The sequence below is a fragment of the Rhodanobacter sp. Root627 genome, from assembly GCF_001427835.1.
GTDB classification, from domain to species: Bacteria; Pseudomonadota; Gammaproteobacteria; order Xanthomonadales; family Rhodanobacteraceae; genus Rhodanobacter; species Rhodanobacter ginsenosidimutans.
Genome location: NZ_LMGW01000001.1, coordinates 1,183,536 through 1,204,000, shown reverse-complemented (window position 1 = coordinate 1,204,000; position 20,465 = coordinate 1,183,536). Strand labels below are relative to the sequence as shown.

Annotated in this window: 23 protein-coding genes; 2 read left to right on the top strand and 21 right to left on the bottom strand. The window is 67.2% G+C overall.

The genetic code is table 11. The features are described 5' to 3' along the window. Positions 1-94: 94 nt before the first annotated feature. The 20 genes from ASD68_RS05615 to ASD68_RS05520 form a co-directional block, all read right to left on the bottom strand. Positions 95-1,252: an isovaleryl-CoA dehydrogenase gene (locus ASD68_RS05615; RefSeq protein ID WP_056079850.1), complete on the bottom strand. Its 1,158-nt coding sequence runs from the start codon at positions 1,250-1,252 to the stop codon at positions 95-97. A 95-nt stretch (positions 1,253-1,347) separates the two neighbouring features. Next, entirely contained in the window at positions 1,348-1,788 is a 441-nt protein-coding gene (locus ASD68_RS05610; protein WP_056079849.1) for a hypothetical protein, read from the bottom strand. 91 nt (positions 1,789-1,879) lie between these two features. Continuing rightward, complete coding sequence (fabG, locus tag ASD68_RS05605) at positions 1,880-2,608, bottom strand: 3-oxoacyl-ACP reductase FabG (protein ID WP_056604406.1); 729 nt, start codon at positions 2,606-2,608, stop codon at positions 1,880-1,882. Next, entirely contained in the window at positions 2,601-3,068 is a 468-nt protein-coding gene (locus ASD68_RS05600; RefSeq protein ID WP_056604403.1) for a hotdog family protein, read from the bottom strand. Before ASD68_RS05600 ends, fabG begins: the two co-directional genes overlap by 8 nt. Continuing rightward, positions 3,065-4,276, bottom strand: a complete 1,212-nt coding sequence (locus ASD68_RS05595) for a beta-ketoacyl-[acyl-carrier-protein] synthase family protein (RefSeq protein WP_056604399.1) — start codon at positions 4,274-4,276, stop codon at positions 3,065-3,067. Before ASD68_RS05595 ends, ASD68_RS05600 begins: the two co-directional genes overlap by 4 nt. Next, positions 4,273-4,992 carry a class I SAM-dependent methyltransferase gene (locus ASD68_RS05590; protein WP_056604395.1) on the bottom strand — a complete coding sequence of 240 codons (720 nt, stop codon included), beginning with the start codon at positions 4,990-4,992 and terminating at the stop codon, positions 4,273-4,275. Before ASD68_RS05590 ends, ASD68_RS05595 begins: the two co-directional genes overlap by 4 nt. 8 nt (positions 4,993-5,000) lie before the next feature. Beyond that, positions 5,001-5,444: an acyl-CoA thioesterase gene (locus ASD68_RS05585; protein WP_056604392.1), complete on the bottom strand. Its 444-nt coding sequence runs from the start codon at positions 5,442-5,444 to the stop codon at positions 5,001-5,003. Beyond that, a complete protein-coding gene (locus ASD68_RS05580) occupies positions 5,416-6,414 on the bottom strand; it encodes a glycosyl transferase (protein ID WP_056604388.1) in 999 nt (332 codons plus the stop codon). Before ASD68_RS05580 ends, ASD68_RS05585 begins: the two co-directional genes overlap by 29 nt. Beyond that, positions 6,407-7,036, bottom strand: coding sequence for a hypothetical protein (locus ASD68_RS17245; RefSeq protein ID WP_056604384.1), 630 nt, complete (start codon positions 7,034-7,036; stop codon positions 6,407-6,409). Before ASD68_RS17245 ends, ASD68_RS05580 begins: the two co-directional genes overlap by 8 nt. Beyond that, positions 7,033-7,584, bottom strand: a complete 552-nt coding sequence (locus tag ASD68_RS05570) for a hypothetical protein (RefSeq protein WP_056079829.1) — start codon at positions 7,582-7,584, stop codon at positions 7,033-7,035. Before ASD68_RS05570 ends, ASD68_RS17245 begins: the two co-directional genes overlap by 4 nt. After that, a complete protein-coding gene (locus ASD68_RS05565) occupies positions 7,572-7,868 on the bottom strand; it encodes a phosphopantetheine-binding protein (RefSeq protein WP_056604377.1) in 297 nt (98 codons plus the stop codon). Before ASD68_RS05565 ends, ASD68_RS05570 begins: the two co-directional genes overlap by 13 nt. After that, the gene (locus ASD68_RS05560) at positions 7,865-8,653 is read right to left on the bottom strand and encodes a lysophospholipid acyltransferase family protein (protein WP_200945327.1); all 789 of its coding nucleotides are present in this window, start codon (positions 8,651-8,653) and stop codon (positions 7,865-7,867) included. Before ASD68_RS05560 ends, ASD68_RS05565 begins: the two co-directional genes overlap by 4 nt. Beyond that, the gene (locus ASD68_RS05555; protein WP_056604375.1) at positions 8,632-9,366 is read right to left on the bottom strand and encodes a beta-ketoacyl synthase chain length factor; all 735 of its coding nucleotides are present in this window, start codon (positions 9,364-9,366) and stop codon (positions 8,632-8,634) included. The genes ASD68_RS05560 and ASD68_RS05555 overlap by 22 nt, the downstream gene beginning before the upstream one ends. Beyond that, on the bottom strand, positions 9,363-10,622 hold the full coding sequence (locus tag ASD68_RS05550; protein ID WP_056604372.1) for a beta-ketoacyl synthase N-terminal-like domain-containing protein: 1,260 nt from the start codon (positions 10,620-10,622) through the stop codon (positions 9,363-9,365). The genes ASD68_RS05555 and ASD68_RS05550 overlap by 4 nt, the downstream gene beginning before the upstream one ends. After that, the gene (locus ASD68_RS05545) at positions 10,622-11,845 is read right to left on the bottom strand and encodes a beta-ketoacyl-ACP synthase (protein WP_056604370.1); all 1,224 of its coding nucleotides are present in this window, start codon (positions 11,843-11,845) and stop codon (positions 10,622-10,624) included. Before ASD68_RS05545 ends, ASD68_RS05550 begins: the two co-directional genes overlap by 1 nt. A gap of 40 nt (positions 11,846-11,885) precedes the next feature. Continuing rightward, positions 11,886-12,647: a glycosyltransferase family 2 protein gene (locus tag ASD68_RS05540; RefSeq protein ID WP_056605215.1), complete on the bottom strand. Its 762-nt coding sequence runs from the start codon at positions 12,645-12,647 to the stop codon at positions 11,886-11,888. 35 nt (positions 12,648-12,682) lie between these two features. Beyond that, positions 12,683-12,955 (bottom strand): acyl carrier protein, encoded by a 273-nt coding sequence (locus ASD68_RS05535; RefSeq protein WP_007081957.1) that lies wholly within the window; start codon positions 12,953-12,955, stop codon positions 12,683-12,685. A 349-nt stretch (positions 12,956-13,304) separates the two neighbouring features. Further along, complete coding sequence (yccS, locus tag ASD68_RS05530) at positions 13,305-15,449, bottom strand: YccS family putative transporter (RefSeq protein WP_056604368.1); 2,145 nt, start codon at positions 15,447-15,449, stop codon at positions 13,305-13,307. Positions 15,450-15,581: 132 nt separating this feature from the next. After that, on the bottom strand, positions 15,582-16,685 hold the full coding sequence (locus ASD68_RS05525; protein ID WP_007081959.1) for a Glu/Leu/Phe/Val dehydrogenase dimerization domain-containing protein: 1,104 nt from the start codon (positions 16,683-16,685) through the stop codon (positions 15,582-15,584). 193 nt (positions 16,686-16,878) lie between these two features. Next, positions 16,879-17,676 (bottom strand): M48 family metallopeptidase, encoded by a 798-nt coding sequence (locus tag ASD68_RS05520; RefSeq protein WP_056604366.1) that lies wholly within the window; start codon positions 17,674-17,676, stop codon positions 16,879-16,881. A 103-nt stretch (positions 17,677-17,779) separates the two neighbouring features. Here ASD68_RS05520 and ASD68_RS05515 point away from each other — a divergent pair, with 103 nt between their 5' ends. Together ASD68_RS05515 and ASD68_RS05510 are read left to right on the top strand one after the other, a co-directional pair. Next, positions 17,780-18,382, top strand: coding sequence for a TetR/AcrR family transcriptional regulator (locus tag ASD68_RS05515; protein ID WP_056604362.1), 603 nt, complete (start codon positions 17,780-17,782; stop codon positions 18,380-18,382). Between the two features lie 10 nt (positions 18,383-18,392). Then, a complete protein-coding gene (locus tag ASD68_RS05510) occupies positions 18,393-19,322 on the top strand; it encodes an alpha/beta fold hydrolase (RefSeq protein WP_056604359.1) in 930 nt (309 codons plus the stop codon). A gap of 67 nt (positions 19,323-19,389) precedes the next feature. On the opposite strand, the gene ASD68_RS05505 is transcribed toward ASD68_RS05510, so the two are convergent. Further along, a complete protein-coding gene (locus tag ASD68_RS05505; protein WP_056604356.1) occupies positions 19,390-20,232 on the bottom strand; it encodes an energy transducer TonB in 843 nt (280 codons plus the stop codon). Between the last annotated feature and the right edge of the window lie 233 nt (positions 20,233-20,465).

Genomic DNA, 20,465 nt, shown 5'->3' with positions numbered 1-20,465 from the left:
TTGCCCCTCTCCTTCGGGAGAGGGGCTTCAGAGCGGGAAGGTCGGGCGCTCTGCTCTAACGAATCCCCAATCCCGAATCCCCAATCCCGGCCTTTCACGCCTTCCCGTGAAACAGCTCCCGCCCAATCAGCATGCGGCGGATCTCGTTGGTGCCCGCGCCGATCTCGTACAGCTTCGCGTCGCGCAGCAGCCGGCCGGCGGGGAATTCGTTGATGTAGCCGTTGCCGCCCAGCGACTGGATCGCCTCCAGTGCCACCTTCACCGCGTTGGCCGAGGCGTTGAGCAGGCAGGCGGCCGGGTCGATGCGTGACTTCACGCCGCTGTCGAACTGTTGCGCCACCAGGTAGGCAAAGCCGCGGGAACTCTGCAGCGCGGTGTACATGTCGGCCACCTTCGCCTGCATGATCTCGAACGTGCCGATCGGTGCATTGAACTGCTTGCGCTCGCGCACGTAGGGCAGGGTGATGTCCAGCGCCGCCTGCATCAGCCCGATCGGGCCGCCGGACAGCACCAGCCGCTCGGTGTCCAGCCCGTTCATCAGCACGCGCACGCCTTCGTTGACCTCGCCCACGATGTTCTCGGGCGGGATCTCGCAGTCCTCGAACACCAGCTCGCAAGTGTTGGAGCCGCGCATGCCCAGCTTGTCCAGTTTCTGCGCGGTGCTGAAACCCTTCATGCCTTTTTCGACGATGAAGGCGGTCATGCAGCGGCTACCCGCGGTGCGTGGTGCGGTGCGCATGTACACCAGCAACACATCGGCGTCGGGGCCGTTGGTGATCCACATCTTGGTGCCGTTGGCCACCCACACGTCGCCGCGCAACTCGGCCTTGCAGCTCATCGAGCCGACCACGTCGGAGCCGGCGCCGGGCTCGCTCATCGCCAATGCGCCCACGTGTTCGCCACTGCACAGCTTCGGCAGGTATTTCTGCTTCTGCGCTTCGTTGCCGTTGTGGAAGATGTTGTTGACGCAGAGGTTGGAGTGCGCGCCGTACGACAGGCCGACCGAACCGGAGGCGCGCGAGATTTCCTCCATCGCCACCATGTGCGCCAGGAAACCCAGGCCGGTGCCGCCGTACGCTTCGTCGACGGTGATGCCGAGCAGGCCCATCTCGCCCAGCTTGTGCCACAGGTCGGCGGGAAACAGGTTGTCGCGATCGATCCTGTCAGCGCGCGGGGCGATCTCCTTCTCCGCGAACGCGTGCACGGTCTCGCGCAGCAGGTCGATGTCTTCTCCGAGCGGGAACGGACGCATTGACGGACTCCATGGCTACGCGGGTGTTGGGCCGTCGATGGTAACGCAGGCGCGGCTCGCCTCGCTGGCGACACCGCGCCGTGTTTCGTCGTGGCTCAGTGAACCTTGGCCAGCTTGCCTTTCAGCGCCACGCCCGACATCAGGGCACCCTTGTGGCATTCGTAGTTTTTCGGGTCGCTGTGGACCTGTTTCTTGTAGTAGCTCTGGATGTCCACCACCGCATTGGCGCCGGCCTGCTTGGCCGCGTCCTGGAGCGTGATCAGCGCCGACTGCAGCGCCCAGCTGCAGGATTCCTGGCTGGACTTGCCGAAGGCGTTGGTTTTCTTGTTGGTGACGACGTTGTTGTTGACCACGTCCACCTTGCCGGCCGGCTGGTTGCCTTCCAGGTAGAACTTCACGCTGCCATCGAGCTTGCCGGATGCGGTGGCGGCGGCCACGGTGTCCTGGAACGACAGGTACACCACGTCTTCGGCCATGCCGATGGCGGGAACAGCGGACAGCGCGAGCAGGGTCAGGGCGAGAACTTTAGCCTTCATGCGGGACTCCTTGGTGATGAATCGATGCGGTCGTCTGACCGCGGCAAAGCACGGGAAACCATCTCCGTAACGTGTGCTTGAACAGTCCCCTTCAGCACAGGCCGCCGTTGACGGCCAACACTTGGCGGGTAATGTAGCCTGCGTCCGCCCCCAGCAAAAACTCCACCGCGGCAGCCACTTCGTCGGGCGTGCCGGTGCGTTCGGCCGGGATCATCTTCAGGATCTGCTCCACCGGCACCTCGGGGTCGAGCATGTCGGTTTCGATCAGGCCGGGCGCCACGCAGTTGACGGTGATTTTGCGTTTGGCCAGCTCCACCGCCAGTGCCTTGGCGGCGCCGATCACGCCGGCCTTGGAGGCGCTGTAGTTGACCTGGCCGCGGTTGCCGATGATGCCGGAGACCGACGTGATGCAGACCACCCGGCCGGGTGCGCGGCGGCGGATCATCGGCATGATCAACGGATGCAGCACGTTGTAGAAACCATCCAGGTTGGTGCGCAGCACGCTGTCCCAATCGTCGCCGCTGAGCGCGGGAAAGGCCGCGTCGCGGGTCAGCCCGGCATTGCAGACCACGCCGTAGTACGCGCCGTGGGTGGCCACGTCCGCTTCCAGTGCGGCGGCACAGGCGGCGCGATCGGCGATGTCGAATTGCAGCACGCGGGCCGACTGGCCCAGCGCCTCGATTTCGCCGCGTACCGCGTCGGCCTCTTCGCGCCGTGAGCGGCAATGCAATACCAGCGTGTAGCCGGCGCGGGCCAGGCGCAGGGCAATCGCGCGGCCGATGCCGCGGCTGGAGCCGGTGACGAGAATGGTTTCAGACATGGGGCTGACTCGATGCAAGGGAGGCGAGGAAGGCGTCGCTGTCGGGTGGGCTGAAGACGGTCAGGCGGGCTTCGGCGTGGATGCCTTCGGCGTCGATGCGGCAGGCGAACATGGCCATGCCATTGTCGTCGTGAAAACTGCGGAATGCCTCGACGGCCAGTTCGCTGCCCGGCGCAAACGCGTCCACATTGCAGCGGTAGTGGCGGGTGCCGAGCAGGAAACCCAGGCGTACCGCGCGGTGCTCCTGCTTGCCCGTCCAACCCGACCATGCCGCCACGGCCTGCGCCATCAACTCCACGCCGCACCACGCGGGCAGGCTGCCATCGGCGTCGTTGAACGGGCCGTCTGGCCGCACCACGAGTCCGCAGACGATGCGGTCGGTTTCGGCCTCCAGCACCGAATCGAGCAGGATCATGTCGCCGGTGTGGGGCAGCAGGTCGGCAATCGGCCCATGCGTCATGGCGGGATTTCCTCGCTGTTTCCGGCGCTGGGGTCGGCCAGGATCAGGCTGGCATTGTTGCCGCCGAACGCGAACGAGTTGCTCATCAGCCGCCGCGTGCCTTGTGCCGGCAGGCGGCGCTGCGTGTCGATCAGATCCAGTGCGGCCAGCTCCGGATCGGCCACGCCGTCCCAGATGTGCGGCGGCAAGTGGCGCTCGCCGTCCAGCAGGCTCAGCCAGCAGAACGCGGCTTCCAGCGCGCCGGCGGCGGCGAGCGTGTGGCCGGTCAGCGACTTGGTCGAGGAGCAGGGCACGCCGTGCGGGAACACGGCCGTCATCGCGTGGCTTTCCATGCGGTCGTTGTGTTCGGTGGCGGTGCCGTGCAGGTTGACGTAGTCGATCTGGCCCGGATCGAGCTGCGCCCGGGCAAGCGCATCGCGCATCGCCTGCTGCGCACCCAGGCCCTGCGGGTCCGGTGACGACATGTGGTACGCGTCGGAGCTGGCGCCACTGCCGACAAGAACGACGCCACCGTGTTCGCGCGTCATCAGGAACAGCGCCGCGGCCTCGCCGATGTTGATGCCGCGACGGTTCTGCGAAAACGGCTGGCAGTGGTCGGCATCGAGCGCCTCCAGCGCCAGAAAGCCGTTCACCGGCAGCCGCGCAAGCGTGTCGACGCCGCCGCACAGCACCGCGTCGCACACGCCCATCTGCAGCAAGCGCTGTGCGCTGATAAGGGCGCGCGCGCCGGAGGTGCATGCCGTCGAGATGCCGTAGGCGGGGCCGGAAAGCGCCAGCCATTCGGCCAGGAACTCGGCCGGCGCGCCCAGCTCCTGATCGGCATAGCGGTAGTCGTCCGGCCACTGGCCGTGCTGGCGCCGATGGCCGATGGCTTCGGTGGTGCGTTCGATGCCGGTGGTGCTGGTGCCGATGACGACGCCGACGCGGTGCTCGCCGTGATGATGGATGGCGGCACGGATATCGCTCTCGATCTCCAGCGCCGCGGCCAGCAGCAGGCGGTTGGCGCGGTTGTCCCGCGTGGCCGCCAGTGCCGGCGGTATCGGCGGCAATGCATGGCTGACCGCACCCAGCGGCAGCGAGCGTCCCGGCGCCCAGCCGGCTTCGGCGCGGATGCTGCTGGCGTCGCCGGCGAACAGGGCGGCGGCAACCTCCTGCTTTCCGTGGCCAAGACTGCAGATCACGCCCAGCGCGTTGAGATAAGCCGTCATGGGACGGCAGGCTTGCGGGCGGCCACGTTGACCAGGGTTTCCTCGCGCTTGCCCGGCGGTGGCGGCTGTTTCAGATGCCAGCGTTCCAGCAGGCCGAAGTCGCGCGCGCGGCTCCACCACAGATAGGGCAGCGAAACCTGCTGCGGCCCGAACACGAAACCCTGTTCGCGCAGCATCTGCAAATAGCCGTCCGCACTCTTCTGCACATGCATCGGATGGCGGAAGAACCAGCGGATCACCCAGGTGTCGATATAGGCCTTGGTCGACTCCGCAAACAGCAGCACGCCGCCGGGTGTCAGCACGCGCCAGAACTCGGCCAGCGCGCGTTCCTGCTCGACCAGGTGATGGAAGGTCTGGTGGCAGAACACGATGTCGACGCTGGCGTCGGGCAGGTCGATCTGTGCGCAGTCACCGGCGATCAGTTCGGCGCCGATCTGCTCCTTGTCGGCTTCGGCGCGCGACAGCGCAATGCTGTGCGGATCGGCGTCCAGCCCGATCAACCGCTGTGGCTGGAAAGCATCCTGCAGCAGCCGGAACGACTTGCCCTGGCCGCAACCCACGTCCAGCAGCACGCCGCCTTGCGGCGCCGGTTCGCCGCAGAGTTTCTTCAGGTCGTTGATGGCGACGCGAAGCACGTGGTGCTGCCAGGTGAACGTGCTCAGGAAGCGGAAACCGATGCGGGTTTCCTCGACGTACGTGGAGCTGGCGTAATTCATGGCAGGCATCAGGCGAGGGTTGATGAAGGGGGTGGAAGATGGCGTTCGACCGCGTCGATCATCACCTGCGGCGAGACCAACTGCATCACGCCGTCGGCGCTGACCGCGATCTGCACCGTGCTGGCGCGGGTCAGCCGCTCGCCGGTTTCCGCGTCGCTGATCAGGTAGTTGATCTTCAGCCGGTTCTGCCATTCGGCGAGATCCGCGCGCACGCGCAGCCGCTGGCCGAAGCGCGCGCCCTGCACGTAGCGCAATTGCAGGTCGATGATCGGCCAGGCATAGCCGGACGCCTGCATGTCGAGGTAGTTGTGGCCGATCATGTCGAGCAGCGCGCAACGCGCGATCTCCAGGTACTTCACGTAATGGCCGTGCCAGACCACGCTCATCGAATCGACGTCGAAGAACGGCACGGTGATCTCGGTATCAAGGTGCAACACGCCGCGGCTGCGCATCGTTTTCTCCAGTGGCGGGTAGTGGCGCGTCGACGTGCCAGTAGGGGTGGAAATTGAACCACTGCCGCGGCGCCAGCAGGCACTTGCGCGCCAGGTAATCGGCATAGCGCTGCGCCCAGCCCTTGATCAGCGCCTCGCGCTGGCGGCGGTCCCAGGCCGGCGCGTCGATGAACGATTCGAGGTGGATCTGGTAGCGGCCGTCGATCTTCAGGCAGCACATCAGGTTCACCGGGCAGCGCAGCAGCCCGGCCAGCATCCACGGGCCTTGCGGAAACGGCGCCGGATGACCGAGGAAATCCACCACCACCCTGCGGCCGTCCTGCAGCGGTACGCGGTCGCCGGCGATCGCCAGCCATTCGCCGCGATCCAGCCGTTGCGACAGGTCGAGCATCAGCGCGGCGTCCATCTCGCTGACTTGCATCAGGTGCAGTTGATGATCGCCGGCGGCGTTCTGCAGACGGTTGAAGTGGGCCACGTTGGCGGTGTGCACCAGCACGTTCAGCGGCACCTGCTCGCCCAGTTCGGCCAGCGCGCGGCATACCTCCAGGTTGCCCAGATGGGTGCCGACCAGGATCTCGCCGCGGCCGCCCTGGCGGTTTTTCATCAGCCGCTGGCGCACGCCATCGGGATCGTGCAGCGTCACCTGGCTGAGTTTCAGCTTGCCGTGCCAGGCGTCGAGCCGATCGAGCAGGCTTTCGCCGAACGCCATGAACTGGCCGAACACGCTGCGCAGGGTGGGGCGCAGCTCGCTGCGTCCGCTCCATTGGGCGAGGTAATCCTGATACTGGCGCACGTTGTGCCGGGCGCGGCGGCCGAACACGAAGAAGTACAGCACGATGCCATACAGCACCGGCGTCATCGGGCGCCGCCCCAGCAAACGCAGGCCGAACGCGGTGAGCTTCATCAGCCAGAAGCTTCCGCGCTCGCGCTGCGCGGCCCAATGCTGCTTGTCGGTGCTGTGCTCAGCCATGGGCGAGCGTCACCCGCAGACGTCCGGACGAGCAATGCTGGCCGGCGAGGCGGTAGGCGAAATGCAGCTTTCCGAGCGCCTCGCCGGGCTCATCCTCGTAATGCAGGTCCAGTTGCAGCCGGTCGCCAGGGCGCAGCAGCCGCTGGAATTTCAGCGCCTCCATCTCGCGGCAGTGGTTCGACGTGCCCAGTCGCGGCGCAGCCAGCGCCAGCGCCCACGCCACCTGCACCACGCCCGGCAAGACCGGTGCCGTGCGGAAGTGGTCGTCGAAGAGGATCAGGTCAGATGGCAGCACCAGGTCCAGTTTCCAGTGGCCCGCGTTTTCCTGTTCGGCGATGGGCGTGATCTGGCGCGGACGCGGTATTGCCAGCAGCTGCTCGATGGTGGCGTGGTCGGTGGCCGGTGGCGGTGCATCCAGCAGGCGCCAGTTGTCCGGTACAGCCAGGTCGCGCATGGCGAGCTGCGATTGCAATGTGTCCAGTAGCGATTGGCGCCCTTCGCGATGGAACTCGGCCTGGCCCTGGCGGCTCAGCAACAGCAACGCGCCCGTGCTGCCGGCCCAGGCGCCATCCAGCCAGGGATGGTCGGCGAGTGCCCTGGCCGCGGACGCCAGCGGGCTCATGCAAAGCTCCGGCGCAATCGCTGGCGAAGCACCCATTCGCCGCCGAACAGAATGCCCACCAGCGCGTAGGAAATCATGCCGTTGTAGAGCATCCACCACGACAGCGGCGCCCACAGTGTCAGCGCGGCCGACATGCTGCCGTTGAACGCGAAAAAGCCTACCCATACCCAGGTCACCACGCGGGTGTAACGCACGGCGGCCGGCGGCAGGTTGGGCTCGCGCAGACGGGCGAAGCGCTCGATGAAGGGCGGGCCGTAGACCAGGCTCCAGCCGAACGCGGCGAGCAGGAACAGGTTGATCAACACCGGGTACCAGCGCAGCAGCATTGCCTCGCCGGTGAACATCAGCAGCACGCAGTAAAGCAGGGAGATGCCCACCATCCAGCGCCCGCCTGGCTGGCGCAGCAGGCTTGGGGCGCGGATCAGCCAGATCGCGCCCAGCACCAGCGCGAAGATCGGCGGCGCGACTTTCTCCGTGCCGAAATACACGACAAACGGATACAGCACGCCGGCCAGCGGCAGTGCGATCCTGGCGATCAGCTGCCGCATGCGCTGCGCTGCTCCTGCACGAAGGCGGCCAGGCTGGCCACGGTGGCGAAATGCTTGCGCGATGCCTTGACGTCGGCTTCGATGCGGATGGCGTAATGCTTCTGCAGCGCCAACGCCAGCTCCAGCGCATCGACCGAATCCAGCCCCAGCCCTTCGCCGAACAGCGGCTGATCCACCGCCACGTCGGCGACCGTCAGGTGTTCCAGATTCAGCGTGTCGATGATGAGCTGGGCGATTTCCTGCTCCAGCGCGGCCTGTGCGGACACGGGGTCTTGGGTGGTCATGAGGCGTCGAGTCCTTGCAGGAAGAGTTGATGCAGGTGCTGGTTCAGGCGTCGCGAGGCGATCGGCATGGGGGCGTTGTCGAACGTGGCCGGGTCGATATCGTCACCGACGCGCAGGTGCACCATCACCCGCCGCCAGGGGATGTGGTACCACGGTTCGGCCTTGGTCAGCGTGGTCGGTGCCACCGAGATGAACACCGGCGTGATCGTGCGCGCGCCACGCAGCGCGATGGCCGCGGCGCCACGGTGGAACACCGGCGGCTGCCCCGGCGTGGTGCGCGTACCCTCGGGAAACATCACTAGGGTTTCGCCGCCGCGCAGCACGTTGGCGGCCTGCTCCAGCATTTCAGGGCTGCCGTTGTTGCTGATGTATTGCGCCGCGCGCACCGCGCCATGCATGCATGGGTTGTTCCACAGGCTGGCCTTCACCACGCAGTTGGTGTCGCGCATTTGCGAGATCAGGAACACCACGTCGATCAACGACGGATGATTGGCCACCACCAGTTGCCCCGGCCGGCCCAGCCGCTCGGCGCCGTCGATGTGGAAGTCGAGCACGCGGGTGCGGTACATGAACTGCACATGCAGATGGAACGCGCGGCTGATCGCGGCACGGGCGCGGCGACGTCGCGCCAGCGGACCGCCGGGCAGCAACGCAAACAACGGCAGGATCAGCACCCGCAGGATCACCCCGCCGATGCCGAACACGGCAAAGCTGGCGCCCGTGGCCAGCAGGCGCCACAGCCACGCGTCGCGGCGGCGTTCCATCAGCTGCGCTGCCACTGCCATCGACGTCTCTTCCACGCGTGCTGCAACGAGGGGGCGGCGGTCTGCATGGCGCGCAGGAAATCCAGCGCATGCGGCCAGGGGCAGGGCGGTGTGTCGCCGTCGTGGCGATCCAGGTCGAGTTGCCAGGTGTTGCCGGGCGTCGCCACATCGGCACGGCCCAGCCGCAGGGCCACGGCGTACGAGAACGGCACATCGGTGATCCAGCCGTCATAGGCATCCGGCGGCACTTCCTCGGCGATCACCGCCAGCACCGACGGGGCGCCGGCGGCCAGCAGGGTCGACGCTTCCAGCATGGCGTGCTCGAAGGTATCCGCCTCGCCGGCGATCGCCACCGATTCGCCGCGCTGGCCGCGCAGCAGCGACCACTGGCCGGCGATGGCGTTGTGTACCGACAGGCCGAACTGCGTGGGCGACAACGGTTGCTCGCCGGCCACGTCGCCCAGCAGGTCGAGCGTGCGCGTGGTCTCGCCGTGGCGCGAGGCGAACACGAACGGCAACTGCTCGTCGTCGCCGCACAAGGGCGAGGCCACTTCCATCGTCATCCGCGCCAGCCGGCTCAGGCGGCGGCGCTGCATCGGCGGCAACGACAGGCACTCGGGCTGCTCCTGCTGGTCGGCCAACACGCGCGGCGATTGCGCCCAGGCCAGCCACGCTTCTTCGGTGGCCACGCCGGGCGCCCACGCCCGCCACTGTTCGATGCGCAGCGCGATCATGCGGCTTGCTCCGCCGGCCGCTGGAACATCAGCGCGGCGCAGCTGCCGCCGAAGCCGAAGCTGTTGGACAGCACGCTGTCGATGCGCCGCGCATGGGTCTGTTGCACCAGCGGCGCCGTCGCAAATGCGGGATCGGCGTCGATCACCGGTGCGCCCGCCGCCACGAAATCGTGCTGCATCATCAGCATGCTGGCGATCGCATCCAGCGCGCCGGCGGCGCCGGGCGCGTGGCCGCTCAAACCTTTGATCGACGACATCGCCGGCACCGGCGTGCCGCGTTCGGCAAACACCGCTTCAATTGCCTGCCATTCCTGCAGGTCGCCCTGCGGCGTGGAGCAGGCGTGGGTGTTGATGTAATCGGGCAGCGTGCCGGCTTGCTGCAAGGCTTGCCGCAGCGCGCGCATCATGCCGTCCACGCCCGGGCCGACCATGCTGGCCGGGTCCGTGCCGGCGCCGAAACCGGTCAGCTCGGCCAGCACGGTGGCGCCGCGCGAGCGCGCATGCGCCAGCGATTCCAGCACCAGCGCACCGGCGCCGGCGGCCAGCACGAAACCATCGCGATGCAGGTCATAAGGTCGCGAAGCCCGCTGCGGCTGATCGGCGCTGGCTGCGGACAGCGCGCCGAACGCGTCGAACCAGGTGGCGGTGCCTTCGAACAATTCCTCGCTTCCACCGGTCAGCACGATCTGCTGGCGTCCCAACTGGATCAGCTCCATCGCCTGGCCGATCGCCAGCGTCGCGCTGGTGCAGGCCGAGGCCACCGTCTGGGTGACGCCGCGGATGCCGAACGCATGCGCCAGGCAGGCCGACAACGCACTGCTCATGCCGCGCGACACCAGGAACGGCGACAGCCGACCCACGCCCTTGCTGCGATAAGCGTCCAGGCCCACTTCGTATTCGTTCAACGAGGCGCCGCCGCCGATCACCAGTCCGCAGTCGCCGCTTTCCAATCGGGCTGCGTCGAGCCCCGCGTGCGCGATCGCCTCGCCCATCGCGTGCCAGGCGTACAGCGCCGGCTGGGCCAGGAAGCGGCGCAGCTTGCGCGGCGGCTCGGGCAGGGTGCTGACGTCGACCGGCCCGCCGACCCGCGTGTTCAATCCGCGGCGGGCGAAGCTGTCCATCGCGCGCAGGCCGCTGCGGTTGTTTTGCAGCGCGTCGCGGAACGCCTCGCAGCCATTGCCCAGGCAACTGACCACGCCCATCCCCGTCACCACCACCCGGGGCAGGCCGCGCGCGTCGAGCAGGTCGGGCGCCATCAGTCGCAGGCCCGGAAGATCAGCGAGGTGTTGATGCCGCCGAACGCGAAGTTGTTGTTCATCACGCAGTCGGTGGAAAGCGTGCGCCCGTCACCGGTGATGTAATCCAGTTCGGCGCATTCGGGGTCGACCTTGGTGAGGTTGATGGTGGGCGCAAACCAGCCCTCGCGCATCATGCGGATCGCCCACCACGATTCCAGCGCGCCGCACGCACCCAGCGTGTGGCCGACGTAGCTTTTCATCGAGCTCACCGGCACGCGCGCACCCAGCACCGCTGCTGTGGCGTGGCTTTCGGCCACGTCGCCGCGATCGGTGGCGGTGCCATGCGCGCTGACGTAGCCGATCGCCTCGCCGGAGATGCCCGCATCCTGCAGCGCCCACTGCATCGCCGTGGCCATCGTCTCGCGGGTGGGCTGGGTGATGTGGTTGCCGTCGGAGTTGCAGCCGAAGCCGATCACTTCGGCGTAGATGGTGGCGCCGCGCGCTTTCGCGTGTTCGTACTCTTCCAGGATCAGCGTGGTGGCGCCTTCGCCCACAACCAGGCCGTCGCGGGCGCGGTCGAACGGCCGCGGCGTCAGGCCTGGCTGGTCGTTGCGGGTGCTGGTGGCGAACAGCGCGTCGAACACTGCCGCGCCGGGGCCGGACAACTCCTCCGCGCCGCCGCAAAGCATCATCGTCTGGCGGCCGTACTTGATCGCCTCGTAGCCGTAGCCGATCGCCTGGCTGCCCGAGGTGCAGGCGCTGGAGGTGGGAATCACGCGGCCCTTCAGCTGGAAGAACACGCCGATGTTCACCGCCGTGGTGTGCGCCATCATGTGGATGTAGCTGGTGGCGGTGACACCCTGCATCGAACCGGTGTCCAGCATGTGGCCGACCACCCGCGCCGGCTCCACGCTGCCGCCGGACGAGCCGTAGGCCACGCCCATGCGGCCGTCGCTGACGCTGGGGTCGTCGATCAACCCGGCGTCGCGCATCGCGTGCTCGCTGGCCGCCACCGCCAGTTGCGCCACGCGACCCATCGAGCGGCTGAGCCGGCGTGGCCACGGCGGCAGGGTGAAGTCGTCCACCGGGCAGGCCAGGCGGGTATTGAGGGCGTCGAAATAATCCCACTCGGGCATCGCGCGCACGGCATTGCGGCCCGCGCGGAGCCGCGCCTCGATGGGTACCCAATCGTGGCCGAGCGCGGTGATGCCGCCCATGCCGGTGATCACCACACGCTTCATCGCAACGGCTTCTCGTCTAGGTGGTGGGGAATGATCGCCTTCATGCGGCCTGCCTCTTCCAGCGGCGCCACAGGAGACGCGGCGCGCGCGGCAGCATGCCCAGCAGCAGGCGCGTGTGCATGGCGGTGATGCGCGCGTTGTCGTGCAGCATGCGGAAATGTGACAGCCCGCCCTCGGGGTAGATCACCCGCGTGGACAGGTTGCGCACCGGCACGCCGCGCCACAGCAGGCGCACGGCGATCTCGGTGTCGAAATCCATCCGTGCCGGCAATGGTGCGCGGGCGATTTCCGCGCAGGTTTCGTGCAGCGGATACAGCCGGTAGCCGCACATCGAATCGTCGATGGCCAGCGACAGCGTTTCCGCCCAGACGCAGACGTGGGTGAGGTAGCGGCCATACAGGCGCGCCCTGGGCACGCTGTCGTCATAGACCGCGCGTCCGCACACCATCGCATGGGGGTGATCGCGGGATTCGCCCAGGAAACGCGGCACGTCGCCGGTGTCGTGCTGGCCGTCGGCGTCGATCTGCAGTGCGTGGGTATGGCCGGCGGCGCGCGCGGCCAGCAGCCCGGCCACCAGCGCGGCGCCCTTGCCCTGGTTGTGCGGCAGGCGCAGAAGCTGGATGTCGCCGTTTTCTTTCAGCGCATCGAGCACCGCGCGGGTGTCGGCATCGCTGCCGTCGTCCACCACGATCACCGGCAGGCCGTGCGCCCGTACGGCCTGCACGGTGCGCTCGATCGTGCGCTTGTGGTTGTAGATCGGAATCAGCGCGCACGGCGCAAGGCGCGCCGCGGGCACTGACATCAGCGGGACCGACATCCGACGCAAGCCGCCGCCGGTCAGCGGGCGAGCAGGGTGTGCACGGTGGCGATGACGTCGCCCACGGTGCGCACGCTCTTGAAATCCTCGGGTTTGATGCGCATGCCAGTCATCTCCTGCACGTGGATCGCCAGATCCACCGCATCGATGCTGTCCAGTTCCAGCTCGGTGAACAACTGCGCCGACGGCGTGACCCGCGCCGGGTCGATCTCGAACGTGTCACGAAGCACTTCCCTGAGCCTGCCCAGAATCTCTTCGTCGCTGATCCCTGCTTCCATCATCATCGTGCTCATAACTGTTCCGCCTGCTCTTGTTCCGGTGATGCCATGCAACGCATGGACGGGGATGGGCCGGGCGCTTTCGCGCACCGGGACGCTGGCATCCCCGTGTCTTGTCCCCAATGAGGTTCCGATGTTGGCGGAACGGCCTGGCCGATCCCCCCGCGATGCGGGTCCCCCGTGGCCCTTGCCCTTTTCAGGCAAGGGTTTACGCGTCAAAAACGCGTGATGGAGTGTACCAGAATCATGGCGGGCGTCAGCCATCTTTTGGCACCGGATGGCGGCCTTGGCGCGGCCACAATGCCTGGGTATTCCGGTGTCCGTCGGCAGGCCGACAGGCGGGTGGGGATCACGTATTTTCCGCTCAGCGCGGCTGCCATTCCGCGGTCAGCTCGGCCAGCTTGCGGCATTGGCCGCGCACCAGCGCCAACTGGTTCAGCACCAGGGTCGCCACGTCGTCATTCGGGAGGGAAGGTTCGGCACCATCTGCCGCAGTATCTGCCGGGTCGATGGCGGGTTTTTCGGATGCCAGTACCGCATCGGCCACACGCTGCAAGGCCGCCACGGCCTGGTCCCCCCGCTCCATGACCGCGTTGACGGCATCGGCGGACAGCACCTGCCGGTGGCTGCCCAGGGTGGACAAGTGACCCAGCAAGACCTGGGCGGCGGTCAGGAATCGCAACAGCACATCATCGTGGCGGTGCTTGCCGCCGGGCTCGCGCAGCATCTGGCCGAGCAGGCCGCTCAGCGCGGCGATGGCGTTGTGGGCGTCGCGACGGGCGATGCGGTAGTCGAGGTCGTCGTGTTTGCCGCTGCGGTATTGCGGCAGGATCCTGGCCAGGTAGCGCGCGTCGCTGTGCAGCGTATCGGCCAGCAACTGGCCCGGTTGCCGCGCTTGCCAGTCCGGCAGGATGAAGTGGATCGCCAGCGCGGCAATCGCGGCGCCGGCCAGCGTGTCGAACAACCGCGGCAGCATCACCGCGTAGCCGTCGCCCACCTGGTTCACCAGCATCACCACGAACAGCGTGATCATCGCCGTGGCCACGCCGTAGCGGCGATGGCGGGCGGCGAAAAACGCCACGCCGGTCAACGCGATCAGCGGCAACTGCCATAGCGGCGTGATCGAGTGCAGCGCCGCCCAGCCGATCACCAACCCCGCGATGGTGCCGCCCATGCGTTGCAGCAGCACGCGCCAGGTGGCGTGATAACTCGGCTGACACACGAACAGCGTGGTCATCATGATCCAGTAGCCATGTTGCGGATGTACCAGCCGCATCACCACGTCGCCCACCAGCAGGGCGGTGGCCAGTCGTATGGCATGGCGGAAGCGCGGCGCGCGGGGGCTGAACTGGGCGCGGATGCGCGCCCAGGCGTCGGCGAGGGATTGTGGCGCCGGGTCCTGCAGCGTCGATTCCATGTGCCTGTCCAGCAGCACCCTGCCGTCGAGCAGGTCGTGGATGGCGGCCAGGTTGCTGGCCAGCCCATCGACGGCGCGCAGCAGTGCCGGCTCGTGCGGCGTTTCGCGCAGGGATTCGAGCGAGGTGCGCACGTCGGCGAACGCGGCCTCCACATCGTCGTCGCGTCCGATCCTGCCGCGCCGGCGCAACGCATCGGCAAGCTGGCGGCAGCGGCTGGCCTGCAACCGCAGCAGGTGCTCGCAGCGAAACAGCACGTCGCTGTGGAAGAACGCCCTGGCCAGCGCGTCGTAGGGATAGTGCGAGGAGTTGATCCGCTCGTGGATGTCCTGCGCCATGAAATAGCGTTGCAGCAATACCGCGGTGGTGCCGCGTGCGCGGCGGCTGCCGATGCGGTCGATCAGCATCAGGCGGGTGTCGTTGAGCGCCGCCACCACGTTCTCGTTGCGCCGCGCCAGGGCCAGTTGCAGCGCCTGGTCATCGCGCCCGCGCAAGGGCAGGAACAGCGCCGCCTTGCCATCCAGTTGATCGGCCAGCGCGCGAAACAACCGCGCCAGCGCATGCCGCACCGCCTGCTGCGGCGAAAGGGCGCTCCACAGCAGCGACAGCACACCGTACCAGGCGGCACCGGCCAGCATCCTCGCCGGCTCCAGCAACAGGCCACCCTCCGGCGCACCGCCGGCGAGGTCCGAGGCGAGCATCGTGTACACCGCCAGGATCAGCGTGGCGCCGGCGATCGTGCTGTAGCGCCCGCTCAACGCGCCCAGCATCACCAGCAGCACCGTCGACAACCACAGGCCGATCGCGAACGCCACCGGATGCGGCAACAGCCATTCCACCGCCATTGCGGCCACCGAGAAACAGGCCAGCGTTACCAGCAGGGTGATCAGGCGATTGCGCCACTGGTCTTCCGTTTCCGCCAGCGCGCAGGCGATCGCGCCCAGCAGGATCGGGATGATCGCGGCCAGCTGGCCGCTGACCAGCCCATAGGCCACGATGCCGCCCAGCGCCAGCAGCACGCGCACGCATTCGGCAAAGCGGTCGTAACCGAGTAGGCGAAACCAGTAGCTGGAAAGAGTGGACGTTTGCGTCATGCGTCAAGCATACGGTGCGAACCCGCGCCCGTGATGCTGTTCTTGTAGGAGCGACTTCAGTCGCGATGCTCTTGCTCCAGAGTCCAAGGCAAGAGCGTCGCGACTGAAGTCGCTCCTACATGGGGGTCAGGCTTACTGCCCCCGCATCCGCCCCTGGAAGCGCGTCCCGCCGTTACCCATGTGCGCCAGCTTGATCTTGCCGATCGCGTTGATGCGTTCTTCGGCCAGGCGGTCGGCGGCGCGATAGGTGGGGATGTTCTCGGTCTTCGAAATCTCGAAGATGCGCCCCAGGTTGTAATAGATCGTGCGCATCATGCGCATCGCGCGCTCGCGGTTGTAGCCGTCGATTTCCAGCGACACGTTCATCACGCCGCCGGCGTTCACTGCGTAATCCGGTGCGTACAGCACGCCGCGCTTCTGCAGTTCATCGCCGATCTCGTCGGTGGCCAGCTGGTTGTTGGCCGGGCCGCAGATGATCTTGGCCTTGATGCGGTCGATGGTCTGCTCGTTGACGGTGCCGCCCAGCGCGCAGGGCGAATAGACGTCGGCGTCGACGTCATAGATCTCGTCCAGGCCCACCGCTTCGCAGCCCAGCTCGTCGACGCAGCGCTGCACCGCTTCCTTGTTGATGTCGGTGACGAACACCTTGGCACCCTGTTCGCGCAGCAGCTTGATGAACTCGCCGCCCACGTGGCCGCAGCCCTGCACGGCATAGCTGTACTTGCCCACGTCCTCGTTGCCGTACTTCGCCTGCAGCGAGGCCATCACGCCCTGCAGCGAGCCGTAGGCGGTGAACGGCGACGGGTCGCCCGAGCCGCCATGCACCTGGTGCACGCCGGTCACGTAGTCGGTTTCGCGGAACACGTACTCCATGTCGTTGACATCGATGCCCACGTCCTCGGCGGTGATGTAGCGGCCGTTGAGCGAGTTGACGAAACGGCCGAACGCGCGGAACAGCGCCTCCGACTTGTCCTTGCTGGGATCACCGATGATCACCGCCTTGCCGCCGCCCAGGTTCAGGCCGGCCACCGCGTTCTTGAACGTCATGCCGCGCGACAACCGCAGCACGTCGTTCACCGCCTCCTGCTCGGTCTTGTACGGCCACATGCGCAAACCGCCGAGCGCAGGGCCCAGCACCGTGTTGTGGATCGCGATGATGGCCTTCAGGCCAGCGTCCTTGTTGTGGCAAAAAACGACTTCTTCGTGACCCGTGTTGGCGATGGTTTCAAAAATCATTGGAACGGTGACTCCATGGATTACGGTGCCAGACGGCATCTACAGACTGGGGCGATGCAACCACCACCGCCCCGGAAACAGAAAACCCTGAAACTGATCGCCCCGACCGAGGCCGGGGCGATGAAACTGGCGCGGAGTCTAATACTTCGTCCGTGAAGGTAGTTCCGCGACGCAGCAAAGCGTGGAGATGCTGTTACATGCGGCAATTCGGTGCGTGGCCGCTCTTGCGCGCCTGCTCGTACACCGGCATCAACTGCTGCGCCTGCTGGTTCAGCGCCTGCGCCCGGTTGCCGGTGGAAGGGTGGGTGGAGAGAAACGCCGGCGGCTTGCTGCCGCCTTGTGCGCCCATCTTCTGCCACAACGTCACCGCCGCGCGCGGGTCGAAACCGGCCTTGGCCATGTAGCGCTGGCCCAGCGTATCGGCCTCGCTTTCCTGCGTGCGCGAGAACGGCAGCAGGATGCCCACCTGCGCGCCCAGGCCCAGCGCCGCGGCAACATAGCCGGTGTTGGTGCCGCGCGTGCCGGCATACGCGGTGCCCGCCGCCACCGCCGCCTGCGTGGCCATGTTGTCGGAAACGCGTTCGGCGCCATGACGCGCCACCACGTGCGACAGCTCATGACCCAGCACCACCGCCAGCTGATCCTGGTTGTTGGCCAGCTTGAACATGCCCTTGTTCACGCCGATGCGGCCGCCGGGCAGGGCGAACGCGTTGGCGGTGTCGTCATCCACGATCTGCACTTCCCATTGCTGCGTGTTCCACGGCGGCGGCAGCACCGAGATCAGCGCTTTCGACACGCAGGTGGCGTAGGCGCGCTCGCGCGGCGCGTCGACAAACTTGCCCTGCTTGCGCATGTCGTTGAACGCAGTCAGCCCCATCTGGTTCATCTGCGTATCGGACACCATCATCAATTGCGAGCGACCGGTGGGTGAGGTGACACAGGCGCTCAGCAGCACGGTGGCCAGCGGCGCCAGCAGGTGACGGTATTTCATGGTGCTCCTCCTTGGACGTGTGACCGCCAGCATACGGACAACACATCACGGCCGCGTGGTTGTTCCATTGAAAAGAACGAACGATCGTGCTATTTATCACATCATGAGCACCCCAATCACCACCGGAAAACGCGCCGCCACGCGCGAAACCATACTCGACCACGCCTACGCGCTGGCCTGCAACGGCGGGCTGGAAGGTCTGTCCATCGGCAGCCTGGCCGCCGACGTGGGCATGTCCAAGAGCGGCGTGTTCGCGCATTTCGGCTCGCGCGAGGAGTTGCAGCTGGCGGTGCTCGACGCCGGCGGCCAGCGCTTCATGGCCACGGTGCTGGCACCCGCGCTGAAGCGGCCACGCGGCCTGCCGCGGCTGCGGGCGATCGTGGCCAACTGGTTCACCTGGGGCCGCCAATTCCAGAGCGGTTGCGTGCTGCTGTCATCGGCCAGCGAATACGACGGCCGTACGGGCCCCCTGCACGACAGCGTGGTGGCGCAGATGGCCGGCTGGCGCCGTGAACTGTGCAAGGCGATCGGGCAGGCTGTGGATGAAGGCCACCTGCGCGCCGACACCGATGCCGAACTGCTCGCCTTCGAAATCTACGCACTGATGCTCGGCCTGCACCACGACGGCGGGCTGTTCGGTTTTGATCAAGCCAAACGTCACGCCGAGCGCGCCTTCGAGCGCCTGTGGCGCAGCTGGCAAGCCTGAGATCCCGCCCATGCCAACCCGAACCGTGATGGATCGCCCCGGATTTTCCGCCCGCCTCAAGCTGGGCGCCGTGCGTGCCGCGTTTGTACTGGGCGGACGGCTTGCGCCCACGCGCACGGTGAACCGCGCCGCGCGCCTGTTTGCCACGCCGTTCGCCAGCAGCCGCCGTCGCGCACAGGCGGCGCAGGCAGGCGACGACATGCAGCGCGGCCAGTTGCAGGTCAACGGCGAAACCATCGCCACCTATGTCTGGGGCGACCCCGCCACGCAACCGTACGCGCTGCTGGTGCACGGCTGGTCCAGCTTCGGTCTGCGTTTTCTGCCGTGGGTGGCCGCGTTGCGGGCGATGGGATTTGCCGTGATCACCTTTGACCAGCCGGGCCACGGCCACAGCAGCGGCACGCTGTGCACGCTGCCGGATTTCATCGCCACGATCCGCGCGATCGGTGCGCACTACGGCAACGCCGCGCTGGCGATCGGCCATTCGCTCGGCGGCACCGCGCTCACCCTTGCGCAGGATGAAACCTGGCGCGCCAACCGATTGATTCTGGTGGCGCCCGCCGCCGACATGAAGGCAGCGACGTGGCGCTTCTTCCGCTTCGTGCACCTGGCCAGCTACCTGCGCCAACCGTTTTACGAATGGTTGCGCCGGCGCACGGGTGTGCACATCGACGAGCTGCGGGTGGAACAGCGGCTGCCGGCGCTGGGCCAGTCCGCGCTGATCGTGCACGACCTCGACGACGGCGACGTGCCGTGGGCCGAAGGCGAGCGCTATGCCCGGCACTGGCCCGGCGCGCGGCTGCTCACCACGCAGGGGCTGGGCCATCGCCGCGTGCTCGACGCACCCGAGGTGATCGACGCCGCGCTGGCGTTCGTGCGCGGCGTGTTGGTCGGCGAGCGCGTGGTGAGCTCGCCCAACCTGCCGTACGGCGTGGCGTAGCGTTACGCCTGATTGACGAGGCCGCCACCATATCGGGGTGGCGGCATTCCCCAGCCGCTGCCGCGTATCAGCCGTGGTCGAGCGTGGACAGCAGTACCGGACCTGCGCCATCGGTTCGCACGCCGCCGTCGGCGACCGCATCGGCGACGTTCACGTCGGGCTTGTTCACCCAGGGCGCCGGCGTATACGGGCCGGGGATGTAGCTCACCCAGGTAGAGTTGGGCCGGGGCGCGTTCGTGTCGTTCAGGGCGTAGTTGACCGGAACATGCACGGTCCAGCTTTCCTGCGCGGCCAGCGGGCCGGTGGTGGGAATCTCGAAGCGCCACTGGCGCGCCGCCTTCAGCGCCGACTCGGCCAGCACGTCGCGGAATTGCTTGAGCAGGTGGTCCGGCCCGCGGTTGCCAAGATTGACCTGTTCGGCTGCCGCGTCGACCACGCGACCGCTACGGTCCAGCCGCATCGCGAGGTACACCGTTCCCTGTACGCGGCCGCGGATGGCCGCCTCGGGATACTTCGGCGGGAATTTCTTATTGATTTCAGCACGGTGCACCGCATCGGTGGATGGCGCGTCGCTGTCGCCGAAGCTGGCGCCCTTGATGCGCGCGGTGTAGTTGCCGTCGGGCTTTTTACTGAGCACCACCCGCACGTGCATGGTGGATTTGGCGACCACGGGCGCGCCGTTGCGAAGCACGGGCTGGAACCGCCACTGCGAGACGGCCCTGCGCACCAGCTCCACGATCGGCTGCCCGTACTTGTCCGGCTCGTCGACGACCGCGGCCTGCACCGTGCCGTCCTGGGCGACCACCAGGGTTCCATTGACGATGGCGGAGGCTTCGACATCGCTGCTGGAGCTGGCCTGCACAACCATCGCGGCCAGGGCGAGGATGACACCGAGCATTAGTCTTTTCATGCGCGCTTTCCTTGATGAGACTGCGTTGAACGATCCGGTTGTCCCACTCGCCGAGTGGCTTTCGGCGGCGCGGGGTTCGCCCGCGCAGCACTCGACGACCAATGCTGGTGAGATGTCTCCGCCCATCTTTTCGTGACTGGTCCCCCGGCCGGTTTTCGATGGATGACATGCTGCCGGCACCGAGTATGCGAGCAGACAAGGCATGGCGTAAATCGACCCGAATGGGGGCTTGC